Source organism: Lysinibacillus sp. YS11 (assembly GCF_002896375.1).
GTDB lineage: Bacteria > Bacillota > Bacilli > Bacillales_A > Planococcaceae > Lysinibacillus > Lysinibacillus capsici.
The window spans coordinates 3,757,104-3,774,075 of record NZ_CP026007.1; the positions used below are offsets into that span (position 1 = coordinate 3,757,104).

The 16,972-nt window shown below is 37.7% G+C and carries 19 protein-coding genes and 1 tRNA gene; 2 read left to right on the forward strand and 18 right to left on the reverse strand.

From position 1 onward, the window contains the following. Positions 1-43: 43 nt before the first annotated feature. Entirely contained in the window at positions 44-841 is a 798-nt protein-coding gene (locus tag LBYS11_RS18860) for a basic amino acid ABC transporter substrate-binding protein (RefSeq protein WP_004228033.1), read from the reverse strand. Between the two features lie 498 nt (positions 842-1,339). Further along, a tRNA-Arg gene (locus LBYS11_RS18865) sits at positions 1,340-1,414 on the reverse strand. Positions 1,415-1,722: 308 nt separating this feature from the next. On the opposite strand from LBYS11_RS18865, the gene clpP reads away from it, so the two are divergent. Continuing rightward, positions 1,723-2,313 carry an ATP-dependent Clp endopeptidase proteolytic subunit ClpP gene (gene clpP, locus LBYS11_RS18870; protein ID WP_004228025.1) on the forward strand — a complete coding sequence of 197 codons (591 nt, stop codon included), beginning with the start codon at positions 1,723-1,725 and terminating at the stop codon, positions 2,311-2,313. A gap of 54 nt (positions 2,314-2,367) precedes the next feature. Here the strand turns inward: clpP and LBYS11_RS18875 are convergent, their stop codons facing one another. The 14 genes from LBYS11_RS18875 to LBYS11_RS18940 all read right to left on the reverse strand — a co-directional run bounded on the left by LBYS11_RS18875 (position 2,368) and on the right by LBYS11_RS18940 (position 14,910). After that, positions 2,368-2,625, reverse strand: coding sequence for an HPr family phosphocarrier protein (locus LBYS11_RS18875; RefSeq protein ID WP_004228023.1), 258 nt, complete (start codon positions 2,623-2,625; stop codon positions 2,368-2,370). Between the two features lie 112 nt (positions 2,626-2,737). Beyond that, positions 2,738-3,685: a DNA-binding protein WhiA gene (gene whiA / locus LBYS11_RS18880; protein ID WP_004228019.1), complete on the reverse strand. Its 948-nt coding sequence runs from the start codon at positions 3,683-3,685 to the stop codon at positions 2,738-2,740. Positions 3,686-3,750: 65 nt separating this feature from the next. Further along, entirely contained in the window at positions 3,751-4,746 is a 996-nt protein-coding gene (gene yvcK / locus LBYS11_RS18885) for a gluconeogenesis factor YvcK family protein (RefSeq protein WP_054549565.1), read from the reverse strand. Positions 4,747-4,750: 4 nt separating this feature from the next. Then, positions 4,751-5,644 carry an RNase adapter RapZ gene (gene rapZ / locus LBYS11_RS18890; RefSeq protein ID WP_054549566.1) on the reverse strand — a complete coding sequence of 298 codons (894 nt, stop codon included), beginning with the start codon at positions 5,642-5,644 and terminating at the stop codon, positions 4,751-4,753. A 9-nt stretch (positions 5,645-5,653) separates the two neighbouring features. Beyond that, positions 5,654-6,121: an NUDIX hydrolase gene (locus LBYS11_RS18895; RefSeq protein ID WP_048390859.1), complete on the reverse strand. Its 468-nt coding sequence runs from the start codon at positions 6,119-6,121 to the stop codon at positions 5,654-5,656. Positions 6,122-6,469: 348 nt separating this feature from the next. Then, a complete protein-coding gene (gene trxB / locus LBYS11_RS18900) occupies positions 6,470-7,414 on the reverse strand; it encodes a thioredoxin-disulfide reductase (RefSeq protein ID WP_054549567.1) in 945 nt (314 codons plus the stop codon). A gap of 162 nt (positions 7,415-7,576) precedes the next feature. Next, positions 7,577-9,100, reverse strand: coding sequence for a tetratricopeptide repeat protein (locus LBYS11_RS18905; protein ID WP_103118786.1), 1,524 nt, complete (start codon positions 9,098-9,100; stop codon positions 7,577-7,579). Positions 9,101-9,190: 90 nt separating this feature from the next. Next, entirely contained in the window at positions 9,191-9,808 is a 618-nt protein-coding gene (gene hisIE, locus LBYS11_RS18910; RefSeq protein WP_048390853.1) for a bifunctional phosphoribosyl-AMP cyclohydrolase/phosphoribosyl-ATP diphosphatase HisIE, read from the reverse strand. Continuing rightward, on the reverse strand, positions 9,805-10,566 hold the full coding sequence (gene hisF / locus LBYS11_RS18915; protein ID WP_054549568.1) for an imidazole glycerol phosphate synthase subunit HisF: 762 nt from the start codon (positions 10,564-10,566) through the stop codon (positions 9,805-9,807). The genes hisIE and hisF overlap by 4 nt, the downstream gene beginning before the upstream one ends. Beyond that, on the reverse strand, positions 10,560-11,192 hold the full coding sequence (gene hisH / locus LBYS11_RS18920) for an imidazole glycerol phosphate synthase subunit HisH (protein WP_048390850.1): 633 nt from the start codon (positions 11,190-11,192) through the stop codon (positions 10,560-10,562). Before hisH ends, hisF begins: the two co-directional genes overlap by 7 nt. Then, positions 11,189-11,788 carry an imidazoleglycerol-phosphate dehydratase HisB gene (gene hisB, locus LBYS11_RS18925; protein WP_004227994.1) on the reverse strand — a complete coding sequence of 200 codons (600 nt, stop codon included), beginning with the start codon at positions 11,786-11,788 and terminating at the stop codon, positions 11,189-11,191. The genes hisH and hisB overlap by 4 nt, the downstream gene beginning before the upstream one ends. 4 nt (positions 11,789-11,792) lie before the next feature. Continuing rightward, positions 11,793-13,067: a histidinol dehydrogenase gene (gene hisD, locus LBYS11_RS18930; RefSeq protein ID WP_103118787.1), complete on the reverse strand. Its 1,275-nt coding sequence runs from the start codon at positions 13,065-13,067 to the stop codon at positions 11,793-11,795. A gap of 42 nt (positions 13,068-13,109) precedes the next feature. Beyond that, positions 13,110-13,745: an ATP phosphoribosyltransferase gene (hisG, locus tag LBYS11_RS18935; RefSeq protein ID WP_048390844.1), complete on the reverse strand. Its 636-nt coding sequence runs from the start codon at positions 13,743-13,745 to the stop codon at positions 13,110-13,112. Continuing rightward, positions 13,738-14,910, reverse strand: a complete 1,173-nt coding sequence (locus LBYS11_RS18940) for an ATP phosphoribosyltransferase regulatory subunit (RefSeq protein WP_048390842.1) — start codon at positions 14,908-14,910, stop codon at positions 13,738-13,740. The genes hisG and LBYS11_RS18940 overlap by 8 nt, the downstream gene beginning before the upstream one ends. 562 nt (positions 14,911-15,472) lie before the next feature. Here LBYS11_RS18940 and LBYS11_RS18945 point away from each other — a divergent pair. Continuing rightward, entirely contained in the window at positions 15,473-15,676 is a 204-nt protein-coding gene (locus tag LBYS11_RS18945; RefSeq protein ID WP_048390840.1) for a hypothetical protein, read from the forward strand. A gap of 93 nt (positions 15,677-15,769) precedes the next feature. Here LBYS11_RS18945 and LBYS11_RS18950 read toward each other — a convergent pair whose 3' ends face one another. Together LBYS11_RS18950 and ppaX are read right to left on the reverse strand one after the other, a co-directional pair. Continuing rightward, a complete protein-coding gene (locus LBYS11_RS18950) occupies positions 15,770-16,312 on the reverse strand; it encodes an acyltransferase (protein ID WP_048390838.1) in 543 nt (180 codons plus the stop codon). Between the two features lie 5 nt (positions 16,313-16,317). After that, positions 16,318-16,959 carry a pyrophosphatase PpaX gene (ppaX, locus tag LBYS11_RS18955; RefSeq protein ID WP_048390836.1) on the reverse strand — a complete coding sequence of 214 codons (642 nt, stop codon included), beginning with the start codon at positions 16,957-16,959 and terminating at the stop codon, positions 16,318-16,320. Between the last annotated feature and the right edge of the window lie 13 nt (positions 16,960-16,972).

The window sequence follows — 16,972 nt, forward strand, 5'->3', positions numbered from 1 at the left end:
TGTTAGCAAAGTTACTATGTTAGTAGCATCATTTCATTCATTTTTATTGAAAATCAATGCCTGTAATTTCTTTTAATTTACCGTTTTCTTTAATCTTTTTAAGACCTTCGTTTAATTTATCTAGCAATTCTTTATTCCCTTTTTGAACCATGAAGCCATAGTATTCTTTTTCGAATGCATCATCTTCAATTACTTTTAGTTTTTGATCTGGGTGAGCTTTGATATATTCATAAACTACTGCATTATCTCCGATAGCTGCATCAACATTACCATTTAGCATCTCTTGGATAGCGATTGGCTGACTTTCAAAAGCCATAATATTTGTACTTGCTTCCCCTTGTAGCTTTTTCGCTGCCATATGACCAGTTGCATTGATTTGTACAGATACTTTTTTATCTTTTAATTCATCAAGAGATTTAATCTTTGAATCTTCTTTCACAACAATTAATAACTGAGACTCATAATACGGTTCTGTAAAATCAAATGATTCTTTACGCTCTTCCGTAATTGTGATTCCAGAAGCACCGATATCTGTTTCACCGTTCTTAATTGTTTGGAACACTGGCTCCCATCCAATATTATTCCACTCAACCTCAAAGTCCATCTCATCTGCGATAGCTTGTAGAATATCGACATCAATCCCTACAATTTTCCCTGAATCGTCAACAGATTCAAATGGTGCAAAAGTTGCCTCAGTACCTACTTTGTAAACTTTTTTGCCATCTCCACCATCTTCTGAAGATGAGCTACCTGAAGATGCATCATCTTTTGTACCACAACCTGCAAGTGCTAATGTTAAAGCTGCAATAATCATCAGTAACATCCAACCTGTTTTTTTCATTGTATTTCCCCCTAGTTCGATAATTTTCCGAATTACGTATTATTTTTCGCAATTCGGAAATGTTAGACTATTAGGTCAATTATATTAACATTATAGTATTTAGACAACAACTTTTCGCATAAAATTAAATATTTTTTCATATAAATTTATAATAAATTCATATAATTTGAAAAAACATGTATAAATAACAAGAAAATTAACCTAAAACTAATATATATACAATAAGAACCATGCCAAATTTCGATAAATTTAGGCAAAAAAAAGAATCCCCTCAGATAGGATTCTTTTTTTTCGACTATTACTAGTCTCACGTACAGTATGTTCACTAAAAAATAATTTGGAGTTGTTGCTTTTTTGAAGGTTTGAAAGGAATAAATAGGGGAATAATGCCAACTAGGACAGTATTCCCTTTATTCTTCCTCTCGATCTCCAGTAAGCAGGCTGCTAAACTACTTATTAGGAGATGAGCTATAACAGTATATCAATTGATCAGTAAAATGGCGCCCTCGGAGGGAATCGAACCCCCAGTGCAAGAACCGGAATCTTACGTGTTATCCATTACACCACGAGGGCAAAAGACACAAAAAAAAAGTACTCACTCTAGGCTTACGAAAAGCATGATGTAGATAACCCTCATTTTTGAAGCATACCTGCAAAATAGTGTCCTGTACTTTAAACCTTATAACCTTAATCATTATACAAGCCTATCCTATATAATTCAACCATAGAATGCAAAAACAATTTATTTTTTTAATTTCACTTTAGCAGGGTTAATATTTGACCTTCCCTGACTATAATGTGTATGATAAGGATACAGCTGAAATACAAAGGAAAATTTTCAGCAAAGGTATTCGAATTTAGCTTTTTAAGGAGGATTTAACATGAATTTAATTCCTACAGTTATTGAACAAACTAGTCGTGGTGAGCGTGCATATGACATTTATTCACGTCTACTTAAAGACCGTATTATCCTTTTAGGAAGTGCTATTGATGACAATGTTGCTAACTCCATTGTCGCTCAGCTTCTTTTCCTACAAGCAGAAGATCCAGATAAAGATATCTCTCTTTATATTAACTCACCTGGCGGATCCATTACGGCTGGTATGGCTATCTATGACACAATGCAAATCATTAAACCACAGGTACAAACAATTTGTATTGGTATGGCTGCATCAATGGGTGCTTTCCTACTTGCAGCTGGAGAACCCGGTAAACGTTTTGCCTTACCAAATGCTGAAGTCATGATTCACCAACCACTAGGTGGTGCACAAGGTCAAGCGACAGAAATTGAAATTGCTGCTAAACGTATTCTATTCTTACGTGAGAAATTAAATGGCATTTTATCTGAACGCACTGGTCAACCACTTGAAGTCATTGCAAGAGACACAGATCGTGATAACTTCATGACTGCTGAACGTGCAAAAGAATACGGTTTAATCGATCATATTATGCACCGTAGCGATAATAAATAAAAAATAGAAGGCATCACAGAATTGCTCTGTGATGCCTTTTGTATTTAATGAATGTTAATCTTCATTTTCAATAATTGTTGCCAATGCTGTAACCGCTTGCTCAGCATCGTTACCTTCACTGCTTAAAGTCACTTCGGTACCTTTAGCAACTGCTAAGCTCATAACACCCATAATGGATTTGGCATTTACTTTTTTCTCATCTTTTTCTAGAAAGATATCAGCACTAAAACGATTTGCTTCTTGCACAAATAGTGCTGCTTGTCTAGCTTGTAGTCCTAATTTTAATTTAACCTGGACTCTTCTCTCAATCATTCTCAAAACTCCCCTTCACTACCGTTCGTCTATTAGTTTTATCTTACCTTACTTACTGGCAAAAGAACAATAAGCGATTAGCATGACATTCATACCTGAAAAGTATGATAACTTAACCACCTATTTTTTCACCACGCCTTAATGCATCCGCAATCTCATCAATTTTTCTCAATCGATGGTTAACACCTGATTTACTAACCGTTCCACTAGATACCATTTCACCAAGCTCTTTTAATGTCACATCTTGGTATTCAACACGGAGACGTGCTATTTCACGAAGCTTCTCCGGTAGTTGATCAAGACCAATTGAATTTTCAATAAATCGAATATTCTCAACCTGCCGTAATGCTGCTCCAATGGTTTTATTTAAATTGGCAGTTTCACAGTTCACAATACGGTTGACACTATTACGCATATCTCGCAAAATCCGAACATCTTCAAATTTCATCATAGCCTGATGCGCTCCAACAATATTAAGGAAATCTGAAATTTTTTCTGCTTCTTTTAAGTAAGTTACAAAGCCTTTTTTACGTTCAATTGTTTTGGCATTGAGTTCAAATTCATTCATTAAATCCATTAATGCCTCACCATGTTCTTTATATAAAGAATAAACCTCTAAATGATAAGCCGATGTTTCTGGATTATTGACGGAACCTCCTGCTAAAAAGGCTCCTCTTAAATAAGCTCTTTTTTGGCCGCTCTTTTGAATGAGCTTTCTTGAGATAGTATGGTTAAATTGAAAGTCGTCTGAGATGATTTCTAAATCAATTAATAGCTCACGCGCTCCTTCTCTTACACGGCATATATACACATTATTTTTTTTCAATCGCATTTTCTTACGAACAAGTAATTCAACATTGTACGGATACAATTTTTTCATAATCGTATATAGTCTTCTGGCAATTGCAGCGTTTTCGGTTTGCACGTCTAAGCTTAGTTGTTTATTTGCAAAGGATAATGAACCATTCATACGAATTAGGGCAGAAACTTCTGCTTTCATACAATGATTGTCCGCTTCTATTTGTGTCAATTCTTTTTTTGTTTCAGAAGCAAAAGACATATCACGCCCCCCTTTCAATCATGATTTCTATGTATATGTTCATCTTACCATATACAATAAAGCCATTATGTTTCTATTATTGGTCCTCTTACTTTTTGATGGTAAATATCAGCATAATCTACCAGCCACTCTGCAACATTTGTAGCATTATGTCGAACCGTTCCATCAGGTCGAATTGTAGCAATGTCTCGTTTGATAACTTCTAAACCCATACTTTCAAGCTTTGCTACGTCAAATGTTACTGGTTCCGCTCTTTCTTCTTTATACAGTTCTTTTACAGGGTTAGGGAGTTCTTCATCATTTACTAAGATGGAATCGATAAAATCATGGCCAACATGCTTATGTATGGCTGTTACATGATCGCCTGCTGTATAAGAAATGGTTTCACCCTTTTGTGTCATTAAATTACAAACATATATTTTTCTTCCTTTAGCCTTAACAACTGCTTCACCTATTTCCTTAACAAGCAAATTTGGAATAATACTTGTATATAAGCTTCCTGGTCCTATTAAAATATAATCTGCACGAAGTATTGCACGAATAGCTTCTGGCAACGGTTGCACATTTTCAGGTACTAAAAAAACGCGATTAATGCGTTTCGTCGCTGTCGGGATTTTTGATTCTCCCTCGATAATTGAACCGTCCTCAAGCACAGCATGTAGGGTGATTTTTTTATTAGCTGCTGGAATAACTCGACCATGAACTTTTAAAACCTTTCCCATCTCACTGATAGCATGATTGAAATCACCAGTAATATCAGTAAGGGCTGTAAGCATTAAATTCCCTAAGGAGTGACCTCGTAAGTCTTCAGATGCCGAAAAACGGTATTGAAACATTTGCTCTACAAGGGGCTCAATATCTGATAATGCTGCAATCACATTGCGTACATCACCAGGCGGTGGGATATCGTAATCATCACGTAAACGACCTGAAGATCCACCATCATCTGCTACTGTTACAATAGCAGTAATATCAAATGGGTGATGCTTCAGACCGCGAAGTAACGTGGAGAGCCCTGTGCCACCACCAATTACCACAAGCTTTGTTTGCTTTTTCCCCATTCACTCATTCCTTTCTACGATTAATATCACGATGCGTAATAACCGTATTTTCCTTGCCCGCAAAATATGCACCAAAAAATTCTGCTAATGTCACTGAGCGATGCTGACCCCCAGTACAACCAAAAGCAATAACAAGCTGTGATTTACCTTCTTGTCGATAGAGAGGAATCATAAAGTCTAATAAATCCGTCAGTTTTTGTATAAGGATTTGCGTATCTTCCAACGCTAACACATAAGAAGATACCTCTGTTTGAAGACCCGTTTTTGGACGTAGCTCCTCCACATAGTATGGGTTTTTAAGAAAACGAACATCAAACACTAAGTCCGCATCAATCGGCATACCATGTTTAAAGCCAAAGGACATAATGTTAACGGTAAAAATAGTATCTGCCTCACTTGCAAATTCTTTTACGATTTTTTCACGTAATTGCTTTGGTTTCATGTTAGATGTGTTATAAACAAAATTGGCACGACCCTTTACTTCAGATAAAAGTACTCGTTCCTGTTTAATTCCATCTAGAGGTAAACCATTCACTGCTAATGGATGTGCACGTCTCGTTTCTTTATACCGTCTGACTAATGTGGCATCATCTGCATCTAAAAATAAAATACGAGCAACAATATCGCCTTCTTTTAGTATATGGTCTAATGCGCCAATTAGAGCATCAAAAAAGTCGCCTCCGCGCATATCCATTACTGCTGCAATCCGGGTACTGTTTTTACCAGAATCTCTTAATAAGGTTAAAAAAGTTGTAAGCAACGCAGGTGGTAAATTATCAATACAGTAATACCCTAAATCCTCAAAGCTTTGAATAGCTACTGTTTTCCCAGCCCCAGACATTCCTGTAATAATAACCAATTCATGTGTACTTTGTTGGCCTTCAACCACCACTGTCATGCAACTCCTTTATTGTTCTTTTGAAATTTGTATTTTCTGATGAAGTAATTCAAAATTCGTTGTATAGTCAAACGTGCCATACTGAATGCCTGATTGCGAAACAGCAAATTGTAAATTAGTTCGATCTCCTTCAGCCATTGGCAAATGTGCTAAATCCTCTACTGGGTGCCATGCAAGTTTGCCTTCTCTTGTTTCTTCGAATGGTACTCCATCTACATCCTTTGCAACAAATGTATAGAGCATCCATTCATCCACTACGTCATTGTTTTCTTTAATGATCATCGTATAAACACCCTTTAAATGAACATGTAAAGGTATGACGTTTGTCTCTTCTTGAAACTCTCGAATAGCAGCCTCGAAGATTGACTCGCCACTCTCCATTTTCCCTCCTGGAGCTACATACCAGCCTCGTCTTGGTTTCTGAAGTAATAATACTTTACCGTCTTTTACGGCAATTAAATTTGCAATTCTTTGCATAGGCACACCTCTAATCACTTTTGCATTCTACTCTTCATTATAACAAGACCTTGTAAGTTTTGTCCTCATTTACAACTCTTGTACGCAGACAATTAACAATTTAGTTCTATTCAAAGATAACCATTTCATCTTGGGCGAAATTTACGTTTATCGTGATATTATTATTTGATTTTTTACACATAAAAAAGTAGGTTGCTCCCACCTATTGGAGGCGGAAACAACCTACTAAACAAAATAAAAGGGGGATTGCTAATTACATTTTTAATCATACACCTTTTATATGTCATTCAAGTTACAGCAATATTAAAACCACATTAAAATTGTATTTTTTTCCTTAAAATAGCCCTATTAGGCATTAATTTTCTCTAATAGCTCTTCTACATAATGTTGAACAGCTTGCGCGGCAATACTTCCATCACCAGTTGCTGTTACAATTTGACGAAGTGATTTTTCACGAACATCTCCAGCTGCAAAGATACCTGGGATTTTTGTTTCCATCGTTTCATTTGTCAAAATATAGCCAGCCTCATTTAAAATACCTAATGACTCAAATGGTTTCGTTAAAGGAAGCATACCTATATAGACGAAAACACCATCTGTAGCAAATTCAGATTCTGTACCATCGACAGTTGATTGTAGTGTTACACTGCCAACTTTACCATTCGCTTCATTGATTTCTTTTACAGTTGCATTCCAAATGAAATCAATTTTTTCATTGGCAAAGGCACGATCTTGGAGAATTTTTTGTGCACGTAATTTATCACGACGGTGGACAATTGTCACTTTATCAGCAAAGCGAGTTAAATAAACACCCTCTTCAACAGCTGAATCTCCGCCACCTACGACAACTAGATTTTTTTGTTTAAAGAATGCTCCATCACATACTGCACAGTAGCTGACACCACGGCCACCAAGCTCTTTTTCACCAGGCACACCCATTTTTTTATACTCAGCACCAGTGGTGATAATAATGGCACGTGTTTTATATTCTTTTGCACCTGATTTAATTGTTTTATATTCTTCTCCATCGATGATTTCCGTTACATCACCATAGGCATATTCAGCACCAAATTTTTTAGCATGCTCAAACATTTTTGTAGAAAGCTCTGGTCCTAAAATTGTCTCAAAACCTGGGTAGTTTTCTACTTCTTCAGTGTTTGCCATTTGTCCACCAGGAATGCCACGTTCAATCATTAAAGTAGACAAATTTGCACGAGATGTATAAACAGCGGCAGTCATCCCAGCAGGACCTGCACCAATAATTACTACATCATAAATTTTTTCTTCCGACATAAATACTTCCCCCTAAACAGAATACTTTTTATCTTCATTCAACCAATACATATAACGTCATCTATAGAAGAAGATCAATGACGCTAAGGAAAAATTGGTGATAGCGTTAGTATGTTCATCGTATGTGAAAGTATAAAGTTATTCAACTATGTTGCTCACACATTAATCATGACTGTTTGGCAAAAACGTTAAGATTTCGTCAATATACTTTGATAAAGTAGATACAGAAACGCCATATTGCTGCGCAATTTCCTTTTTTGTCACTTTAAGCATTTGTGAAGATCTGAATAAATAATCATTTGCTCCTGCAATTGCTGTTGGATTTGTAAAACGATAATTTTCTATTAAAGCTTGTTCACATAGCACAAACCACATTTGAAACAGCGGTACAATTAATGATGATAGCTTTCCATATTGTTCTAATAAAATTTCTGAGACCTGTACTGATCGTAAAAAGCTTGCTTCTACTTTATTTTTCTTATCAAATTCATGTCCAAGTGCATAAGCTAAAAACAATTTTTCAAAAGAGCCTAATTGTTCAATATTAATCCATTTCGGATGGGCGATAATTTCTTGCTTATGCGCTGTACCTTTCAGTAAAAATAAACCAAAAATGCGCTCACTCGTATAAGTGCTCTCTAATTTTTCAACAATAAAATCACGATCATGCTCCAATGCATCAAGTCCAAATTCATTTTCTTGTTGGCGCCAAGGTTCGAAGCCCTCTTTGTCTGGGTCTAGCTCTAGAAGCTGGTCCCACGCACTTTTCGAAATCTCCTCATGTCCTGAGAAATAAGCAGCATGTGACAGCCAAAAGTAAAATCCTGCATCTCCTACATAGCCTCTCTTTTGCATGCTACGCAACCATTTATAGGCTAATTCATATTGGCCGATTAAGGCTAAGGTAGCACCAAGTTTATAACGGTGCTCCCAAGTATAAGGTTGAATTTTAACAAGAACATTTAACAGTTCTTGTAAATCATCTTCATTTTTTTCATAATACGCAATTACCGTTAAATTGCATAATGCATGTAGATTGCCCTTATTTTCACGTAGCACTGTATGCAAGAGAGCCTTTGCTTGCTCTTCTTCTCCAACATAAAAATAAGCGAGTGCTAGATTATTATAGGCTGACCAAAATGCTGGTCGATCTTCAATTAAATCTTCTAAAATAGTAATAGCTTCAGGAAAATCTCCCTTTTCCATACAACGACGAGCTTGCTCCTGACGATATAAATCCTCACCAGAGCCTTCAAGCTCTTCAAAATCATCTTGCTCAAAAGCGACAAACTCTAATATTTCTGCTGCTTCATCGGCATAAGCACCCTCAGGTTCTAGCTTTAAATATTCTTCTGCAAAGCGTTTTGCATCATGCATGATGCCTACACACCCTGATACTTCTGCCATGTAAAATATGATTTCTGGATTATCTGGATCAATTTGATAGGCGCGACGAAGTAGGTCATACGCTTCCTCAAAACGTTGACCTTCTAACTCTACTATGGCTAACTGCAAGATAATCATTGAATCGTCGGGACTTAAATCTACCGCACGCTGTAAATATTTATAGGCTTTATTCATTTGTCCACTGTTCATTGCTTGAATTGATTTCTTATAATAATAGTCGCCTGTTGGAATGAACGACACTATATTCGATTGAGTCTCATTTTGACGTTTCTTTTCCAATATATTTCCTCCGAAACAAGAAATAAGGAACGTATTCTACGTTCCTTTACACAGTAACTCCTATTATACCACACAATCAATAATATGCTGTTATTTCTCCTCGTGACGTTTTTCCAACACATGCAGAACATCATAAATGCTTACTTTTTGTTCTTGTAATAATACGAGTAGGTGATAAATTAAATCAGCTGCCTCCCATTTTACTTCCTCAGCATCTCGGTTTTTGGCACCAATGACCACCTCTGTTGCTTCTTCCCCAACCTTTTTACAGATTTTATCAATGCCCTTATCAAATAAATATGTAGTGTACGCTCCTTCTGGCATTTCCTGCTCTCGCTTTTCGATGACACGAGCAAGTTTAGAAACGATGTCCACAGAGCCTACCTTCTCTTTTTGCTGAATAACCTCAGTGAAGCAAGAAATTGTCCCATTATGACATGCTGGCCCTGTCGGTAGAACCTCCACTATTAAAGCATCTTGATCGCAATCCGCTTTGATTGAAACCACCTGTTGTGTATGGCCACTTGTTGCTCCCTTATGCCAAAGCTCTTGACGGGAACGAGAATAAAACCAAGTTTCCCCTGAGTCAATTGTTTTAGCTAATGACTCCTTATTCATGTAAGCTACTGTTAATACCTCTTTTGTATTGGCATCTTGTACTACAGCTGTAACAAGACCTCTCTCATCAAATTGAATGTTCTCTATCATCTTACTGCCACTCCTTTTTCACGTAAGTATTCCTTTACTTGCGCTACACTTGTTTCTTTATAATGGAAGATAGAGGCTGCTAGTGCAGCATCTGCATCTACCTCTTGTGCTAATACTTCGTAAAAATGTTCGGCATGTCCCGCTCCACCACTAGCAATCACAGGGACTGTCACAGCTTCACGCACTGCTTTGGTTAAGGCTAAATCAAAGCCTGATTTTTCTCCATCTTGATTCATACTTGTTAATAAAATCTCACCAGCTCCTAAGCGTACAGCCTCTTTGGCCCACTCAATGGCTGACCAAGGGGTTTTGTTGCGACCACCATGTGTATAAACCATCCATGTGCCATCTTCCTCACTATAGCGAGCATCGATTGCTACAACAATGCATTGTGCGCCAAAGTAATCAGAGCCTTCCTGTATAAGGGCAGGTCTTTCCAGCGCGGATGTATTCACTGAAACTTTATCAGCACCTGCTCGTAAAATACGCTTCATATCATCCAACGTACGAATACCTCCGCCAACAGTAAAGGGTATGGCAAGCGTAGCCGCTGTTTGACGAACGACATCTACCATCGTTTCTCGACCTTCATGTGATGCAGAAATATCTAAAAATACAAGCTCATCTGCTCCTTGTTCATCATAGAACTTCGCAAGCTCCACGGGATCTCCTGCATCTCGGATAGAGACAAATTGTATACCTTTTACAACACGACCTTCTTTCACATCAAGACATGGGATAATACGTTTTGTTAGCATGCCTTCACACCTTCCAACCATTGCTCTAATAAATAAACACCTAATTCCCCTGATTTTTCAGGGTGAAATTGCATGCCAGTCACAGAACCATTCATCACAATACCAGGTACTTGAATGCCGAAGTAATCAGCATAGGCAACAAGCTCTGATTCTACGATATCTGTTGCATAAAAGGAGTGAACAAAATAGACATGCTTCGCTGATACTTCATTGTGTAACCATGCAGGACGATTTGTCACAATTAGTTCATTCCACCCCATATGTGGTACTCTGTATGCTTGGCCCTCTTGGCTACCACTAAAGCGTTTAATACACCCCTTGAAAAACCCTAGCCCTTTTGTTGGGGTTACTTCATCACTTTGCTCGAATAATAATTGCATACCTAGACAAATTCCTAAAAGTGGACGGTTTTCTCTTTGTGCCTTCTGTAAATATTGATCTAAGTTTGTTTCAGCTAAACGCTTTCTGGCATCAGGGAATGCACCCACCCCTGGTAATAAAAGTGCGTCAGCTGTATCTAATGCCTTCTCATCAGCAGTTATAATAACTTCACAGCCTAGCCTTTTTAATGCCTGCTCCACACTAAATAAATTACCCATTCCATAATCAATGACACCTATTTTCACGTCAACAGCCCCTTAGTCGATGGTACGCCTTTAACACGCGGGTCAATTTCCACTGCGGCATCAATCGCACGTGCTAATGCTTTGAAAATTGCCTCAATAATGTGATGTGTATTTTGTCCATAAGGTACAATTACATGAACATTCATCCTTGCCTCAAGGGCAAATTTCCATAAAAATTCATGCACTAATTCTGTATCAAACGTTCCTACTTTTTCTTTTAATGCTGGCACACGGTACTCTAGATGAGGTCGATTCGAGCAATCGACCACTACCTGAGCTAGTGCGTCATCCATCGGTACAAAGGCGTTACCATAGCGTTTTATGCCTTTCTTATCACCAAGTGCTTCTCGAACAGCCTGTCCTAATACAATACCAAGGTCCTCTGTTGTATGGTGATCATCAATATAAGTATCGCCATTTGCATGTATTGTGCCGTTAAATAGTCCATGCTTAATAAATAAGTCAAGCATATGGTCCATAAATCCCACGCCTGTTTGGATATCTGCCTTGCCTTCACCATCTAAATCAATTGCTACAGAAATTTGCGTTTCATTCGTTGTACGCTCTATCTTTGCATATCGTTTCTTTTCTGTCATCGTCCTATTCCTTCTCCCATCCACGTGATTCCACTGCACGAGCATGGCCCTCTAAGCCTTCCATACGCGCTAAACGTGCAATTTTTGGTGCGTTGTCTCTCCAGGTTTTTTCACTATAGTAAACAATACTTGATTTTTTCACAAAATCATCAACATTTAAGCCACTTGCAAAACGAGCCGTACTATTAGTTGGAAGTACATGATTGGTCCCTGCAAAATAATCACCAACTGGCTCAGAACTATACCGACCTATAAAAATACCACCAGCATGTCTTATTTGCTCAACTAACGCCTCCGCATTTTCCATCACAATTTCTAAATGCTCCGGTGCTAATGAATTAATGGCTTCCACTGCATCTGCCAATGTTTCAGCTACATAAATCACCCCAAATTTCTCTATGGAAGCACGAGCTACTTCTTGACGCGGTAAGTTCAGCAGCTGCTTCTCTACTTCCTCAGCCACTTTTTTGGCTAATTGCTCTGAGGTTGTGACAAGAATTGCACAAGCTAGTGGATCATGCTCTGCTTGAGATAAAAGGTCTGCAGCAATTTCATCAGGATAGGCTGTGTCATCAGCCAGCACAGCAATTTCACTCGGTCCCGCAATCATATCAATGGCTACTTCTCCAAATACCTCTCGTTTGGCAAGTGCCACATAAATATTTCCTGGACCTGTTATTTTATCGACTGGGGGAATTGTTTCCGTGCCATAGGCAAGTGCAGCTATTGCTTGTGCCCCACCAACTTTATAAATCTCATCAATCCCTAAAAGGTGAGCCGCCACAAGTACACCTGCTGGTAGTTTCCCATTTGGCCCTGCAGGTGAAGTAATAACAATACGTTTCACCCCTGCAACCTGCGCTGGTATTACATTCATCAAGACTGATGAAGGGTAGGCTGCTGTACCCCCTGGAACATATAGTCCTACTGCATCTAAAGCTGTTACCCGTTGGCCTAACCAAGAACCATCTCCCAGTTCTAGGTGATACCCTGAACGTATCTGTTGTTCATGATAAAAACGAATATTTTCTGCTGCTTCCGCTAAGTCCTTATATAGTTGAGGATCGAGTTCACTTACTGCTTCTTGTATTTCTTCTTCAGAGACACGTAAATTTTTAGGGACATAGCCATCCCATCGCTCAGTATAGGTGCGTAAAGCCGCATCTCCCTGTGTCTTAACATCCGAAAGCACTTGTCGTACAACTTTTATTTGTTCTTCATTTCCTCCTTCAAGTGGTCTTTTTAAGGAAATGCCTTTTTCAAGCTTTGTTATTTTCATAGGATTAATCCCCTTTAGTCCTTCATATGTAGCTACAAATGATTACTTTTTCTGCTCATTTACACATTTCTTTAACCGCCTCACAAGATCAATAATACGCTCACCTTTCATACGATAACTTACAGGGTTTGCAATTAATCGAGAAGAGACAGCAGTAATAAATTCATATTCTACTAAGCCGTTCTCTTTTAATGTACGACCTGTAGAAACAATATCGACAATTCGATCAGCTAAGCCAATCATTGGTGCTAATTCAATAGAACCGTTGAGCTCGATAATTTCCACTTGCTCTCCAATGCCTTTGTAGTACTTCATGGCAATATTCGGATATTTCGTAGCAATTCTAGGCGCAATCTCATTCATGGAGGTGTTTGGTAGGCCTGCAGAAGCGATATAGCAATTACTAATTTTCAAATCAAGTAATTCGTGCACTTCTCGCTGTTGCTCTAACAAAACATCCTTACCAGCAATACCAATATCAGCAACACCATGTTCAACATAGACAGGAACATCCATTGGCTTTGATAAAATAAAGCGAATTTTTTCCTCTGGTATTTCAATCATTAATTTACGTGACATTTCTACTTCTTCTGGTAAATTAAAACCTGCCTCTAACAACATTTGATATGCCTCTTCAAAGATTCTTCCTTTGGGCATTGCAATCGTTAATTCATTCACCGCCAACTTCCTCCTGTCCAACTACCACCACTTCTGTAAAGTATGCTAAAAAGGCCGCCTCATCGACTAGACTACTACGTAACTGCAAAGTAGCTAATTTTCCTGCTGCTCGTAAATTTTTAACCTTTAGTAAAGCTTCCTCAAATTGTTCTTCTTCAAAAAGAACAACTGTTGCTTCCTGTCGTTTCACTGATTGCCCGTTTAATGTTTCTAATAAACGATCCACACGAATACTAAATCCTGTAGCACCAACCTTTGAGCCAAAAACTTCTAACAAGCCATCATAACGACCACCATTTCCTAATAAAAAGCCACTTCCCACAGCAAATACTTCAAATAGCATACCCGTGTAATAACTCATATGACTCGAAAGTGTGAAATCGAAAGCTACATAATCAGCTAAATCAGCCATTTCAAGTAGTTGAGCAAGTTGTTGCATATATTCTAATGCATCATTTTTGCGGACATATTTTTCAATATCTCGTATATCTCTGACATTCATGGCTTCTTCAATAAATTGTAAGAGGGCATCGGATTTAGCTTTAGGCAGATCAAATGACTCTACTGCTTCTTCAAACCCTACGTAATTTCGTTGGACAAGCAATGTTCTAAGCGTTGTTTGCTGTTCGATACTCTCTGTGTAATCTTGTAAAATGCAATTTAATATACCAGCATGTCCAATTGTGATTTTAAACTCTTCCAATTTAAAATGCTTTAATAGCTCCATTGCCGTTACAATGACTTCTGCATCGGCAAAAACTGATTGATCACCTATTAACTCAATCCCCATTTGATCAAACTCAGCAGGCCTGCCTCCCTCTGCTTCCTGAGCCCGAAAAACGCTTGCAAAATAGGCAAGACGTAGTGGGATCATTTCCTTTAATAGTTTCGATGTAGCTACTCGAGCAATCGGTGTAGTCATGTCAGGTCGCAGCACTAACGTATTTCCTTGGCTATCCACTAGCTTAAATAAATGAGCATCAGCAATCGCTGAAGCCTTCCCTACTGTATCGAAATACTCCACCGCAGGCGTTTTAATAAACTCATAACCTCTTTTATATAAAAAGTCTCTGCCCGCATGTCTAACTGCTTCAACTTTCTCATAGATTTGCGGGAATGTATCGCGCATTCCAAGTGGCTTTTCAAACATTTTTATCGACGACATATGGACACTTCCTCACATTTCACTTTAATTCACTAGAGTATTAGAGAATTAGATTATGAAAGAATTTTAACTTATTTCATTAATACAGTCAACGATATCCTTATTAATTATCGAAATCTTTAAATACTTATTATTCTGTTAATTATACACATTGAATTGCAAAGACTTCCAAAAAAAGCATGACTCATTTTACTTATAATTTGACAAAATACTTTAGTGACAATGAGAATATGTCTAAATTGTGACAAACCAATTTTTAATCACTTTAAGTATTCGCTAAAAATTGATAATGATTCTCTCTTAACAAATCATTGATAAAAATAAAGAGTTTTCAATAGAGTATTCTCAATATCGAAATCCAATAATTATATCTATATAATTATTTTTAGCCAATCACTTAAAATGATTCTCAATCTCATTATCATCAATAATACTTTTATATCAATACATTTATTGATTATTACTCTCATTCTATTTTACTTTTTACATTTCAAAAAACTTAATATAGAATAGCATTAATAACAAAAAGAACCACATACACTACGCATTGGAGGGATTTATTATGGCATGTCCATTCGTACAAATTAGTGAGCAAATGATCGTTAGTATTTGTAAAGGCGAGTTTTATCCTGGTGACAAGGTAACACTTCACACAATTGAAGACATTGATGGGACTGCAATTAAATCAACTTTTGTTGAAACAACTTGCTTAGGTGATCATGACACTTGTGAATTCAAATCAGATTATGACGCAGCTCATGCTTAAACAGTAAAAGCTACTCCAAAAACTAGTGTTTTTGGGAGTAGCTTTTTATGCAAAAAACTCACGAAGTATATCACTATACTACGTGAGTTTTTATTATTTCTTTGGTGTACACCACTCTACAGCCTCATTACGTTTGCGCTCAGCCATTTGTTCAGCAGTATATATTATTCGCATTGGATTACCCCCTGCTAAACAGCCTGCTGGCACATCCTTATGTACAAGAGTGGCAGCTGAAACAATGGCACCATCACCAATTGTTACACCTGGTAAAATAGTTGTATTTGCCCCTATCATTACTTCTTTTCCGATATGAACATCACCTAAGCGATATTCCTCTATTAAATATTCATGCGCTAAAATGGTAGTATTAAAACCAATCACAGTATTGTCTCCAATGAAAATACGTTCAGGAAACATGGTATCTGGCATGACCATTAAGGCTAATGACGTTTGCTTACCAATAGTCATGTTTAAAAAAGTACGATATAGCCAGTTTTTCACACGTAAAAATGGTGTGAAGCGTCCAACTTGAATGACAATGAAACACTTCATCACCTTCCAAAAGGACACCGTGTCATATATATTCCAAAGTGAATTGGCTCCTTCGACACGGTAACGTTCTGTCTTACGCGCCATCTACCTTACCCCTCTTTCACAATATCAAATAAATCTGACATATGCTGCAACATATATTCTGGTTGATACTGCTGTAAGTAAGCCTCTCCCTTAATTGCCCAAGCAACACCCGCTGCTCTTACACCAGCACGATGTCCAGCTTCAATATCGTGCGAATTATCACCAATCATAATCGCATAGTCTTTTTCTATCCCTAATCGTTCCAACGCAAGCAATACTGGCTCTGGATCAGGCTTCACATTGTTCACATCATCTGTACCAATACGCACATCAAATAGATGCGTTGCACCAAGAATAGCAAGTCCACGATCGATGGTCTCATTACGTTTCGTCGAAACAATAGCCAATTTTATACCTTGAGCTTTTAACTGCTCTAGAGTTGACACAACATCAGGATATTGGCTGACTAGGTCATCATGGTGTGCAATATTCCAAGCGCGATACATCTCTATCAAATCGTCTTCTTCACCTGGTGCAATGTCATTAAATGTCTGTTTCAATGATGGACCAATGAATTTCAGGCAATCTTTTGGCGAATATTGCCCGGGAAATCGCTCATTTAATACATGCATAAATGTTTGAATGATTAAATCATTTGTATTTAGTAAAGTCCCATCGAAATCAAATAGTAGTGCCTTAACAGCCATCTTTTACAACCCC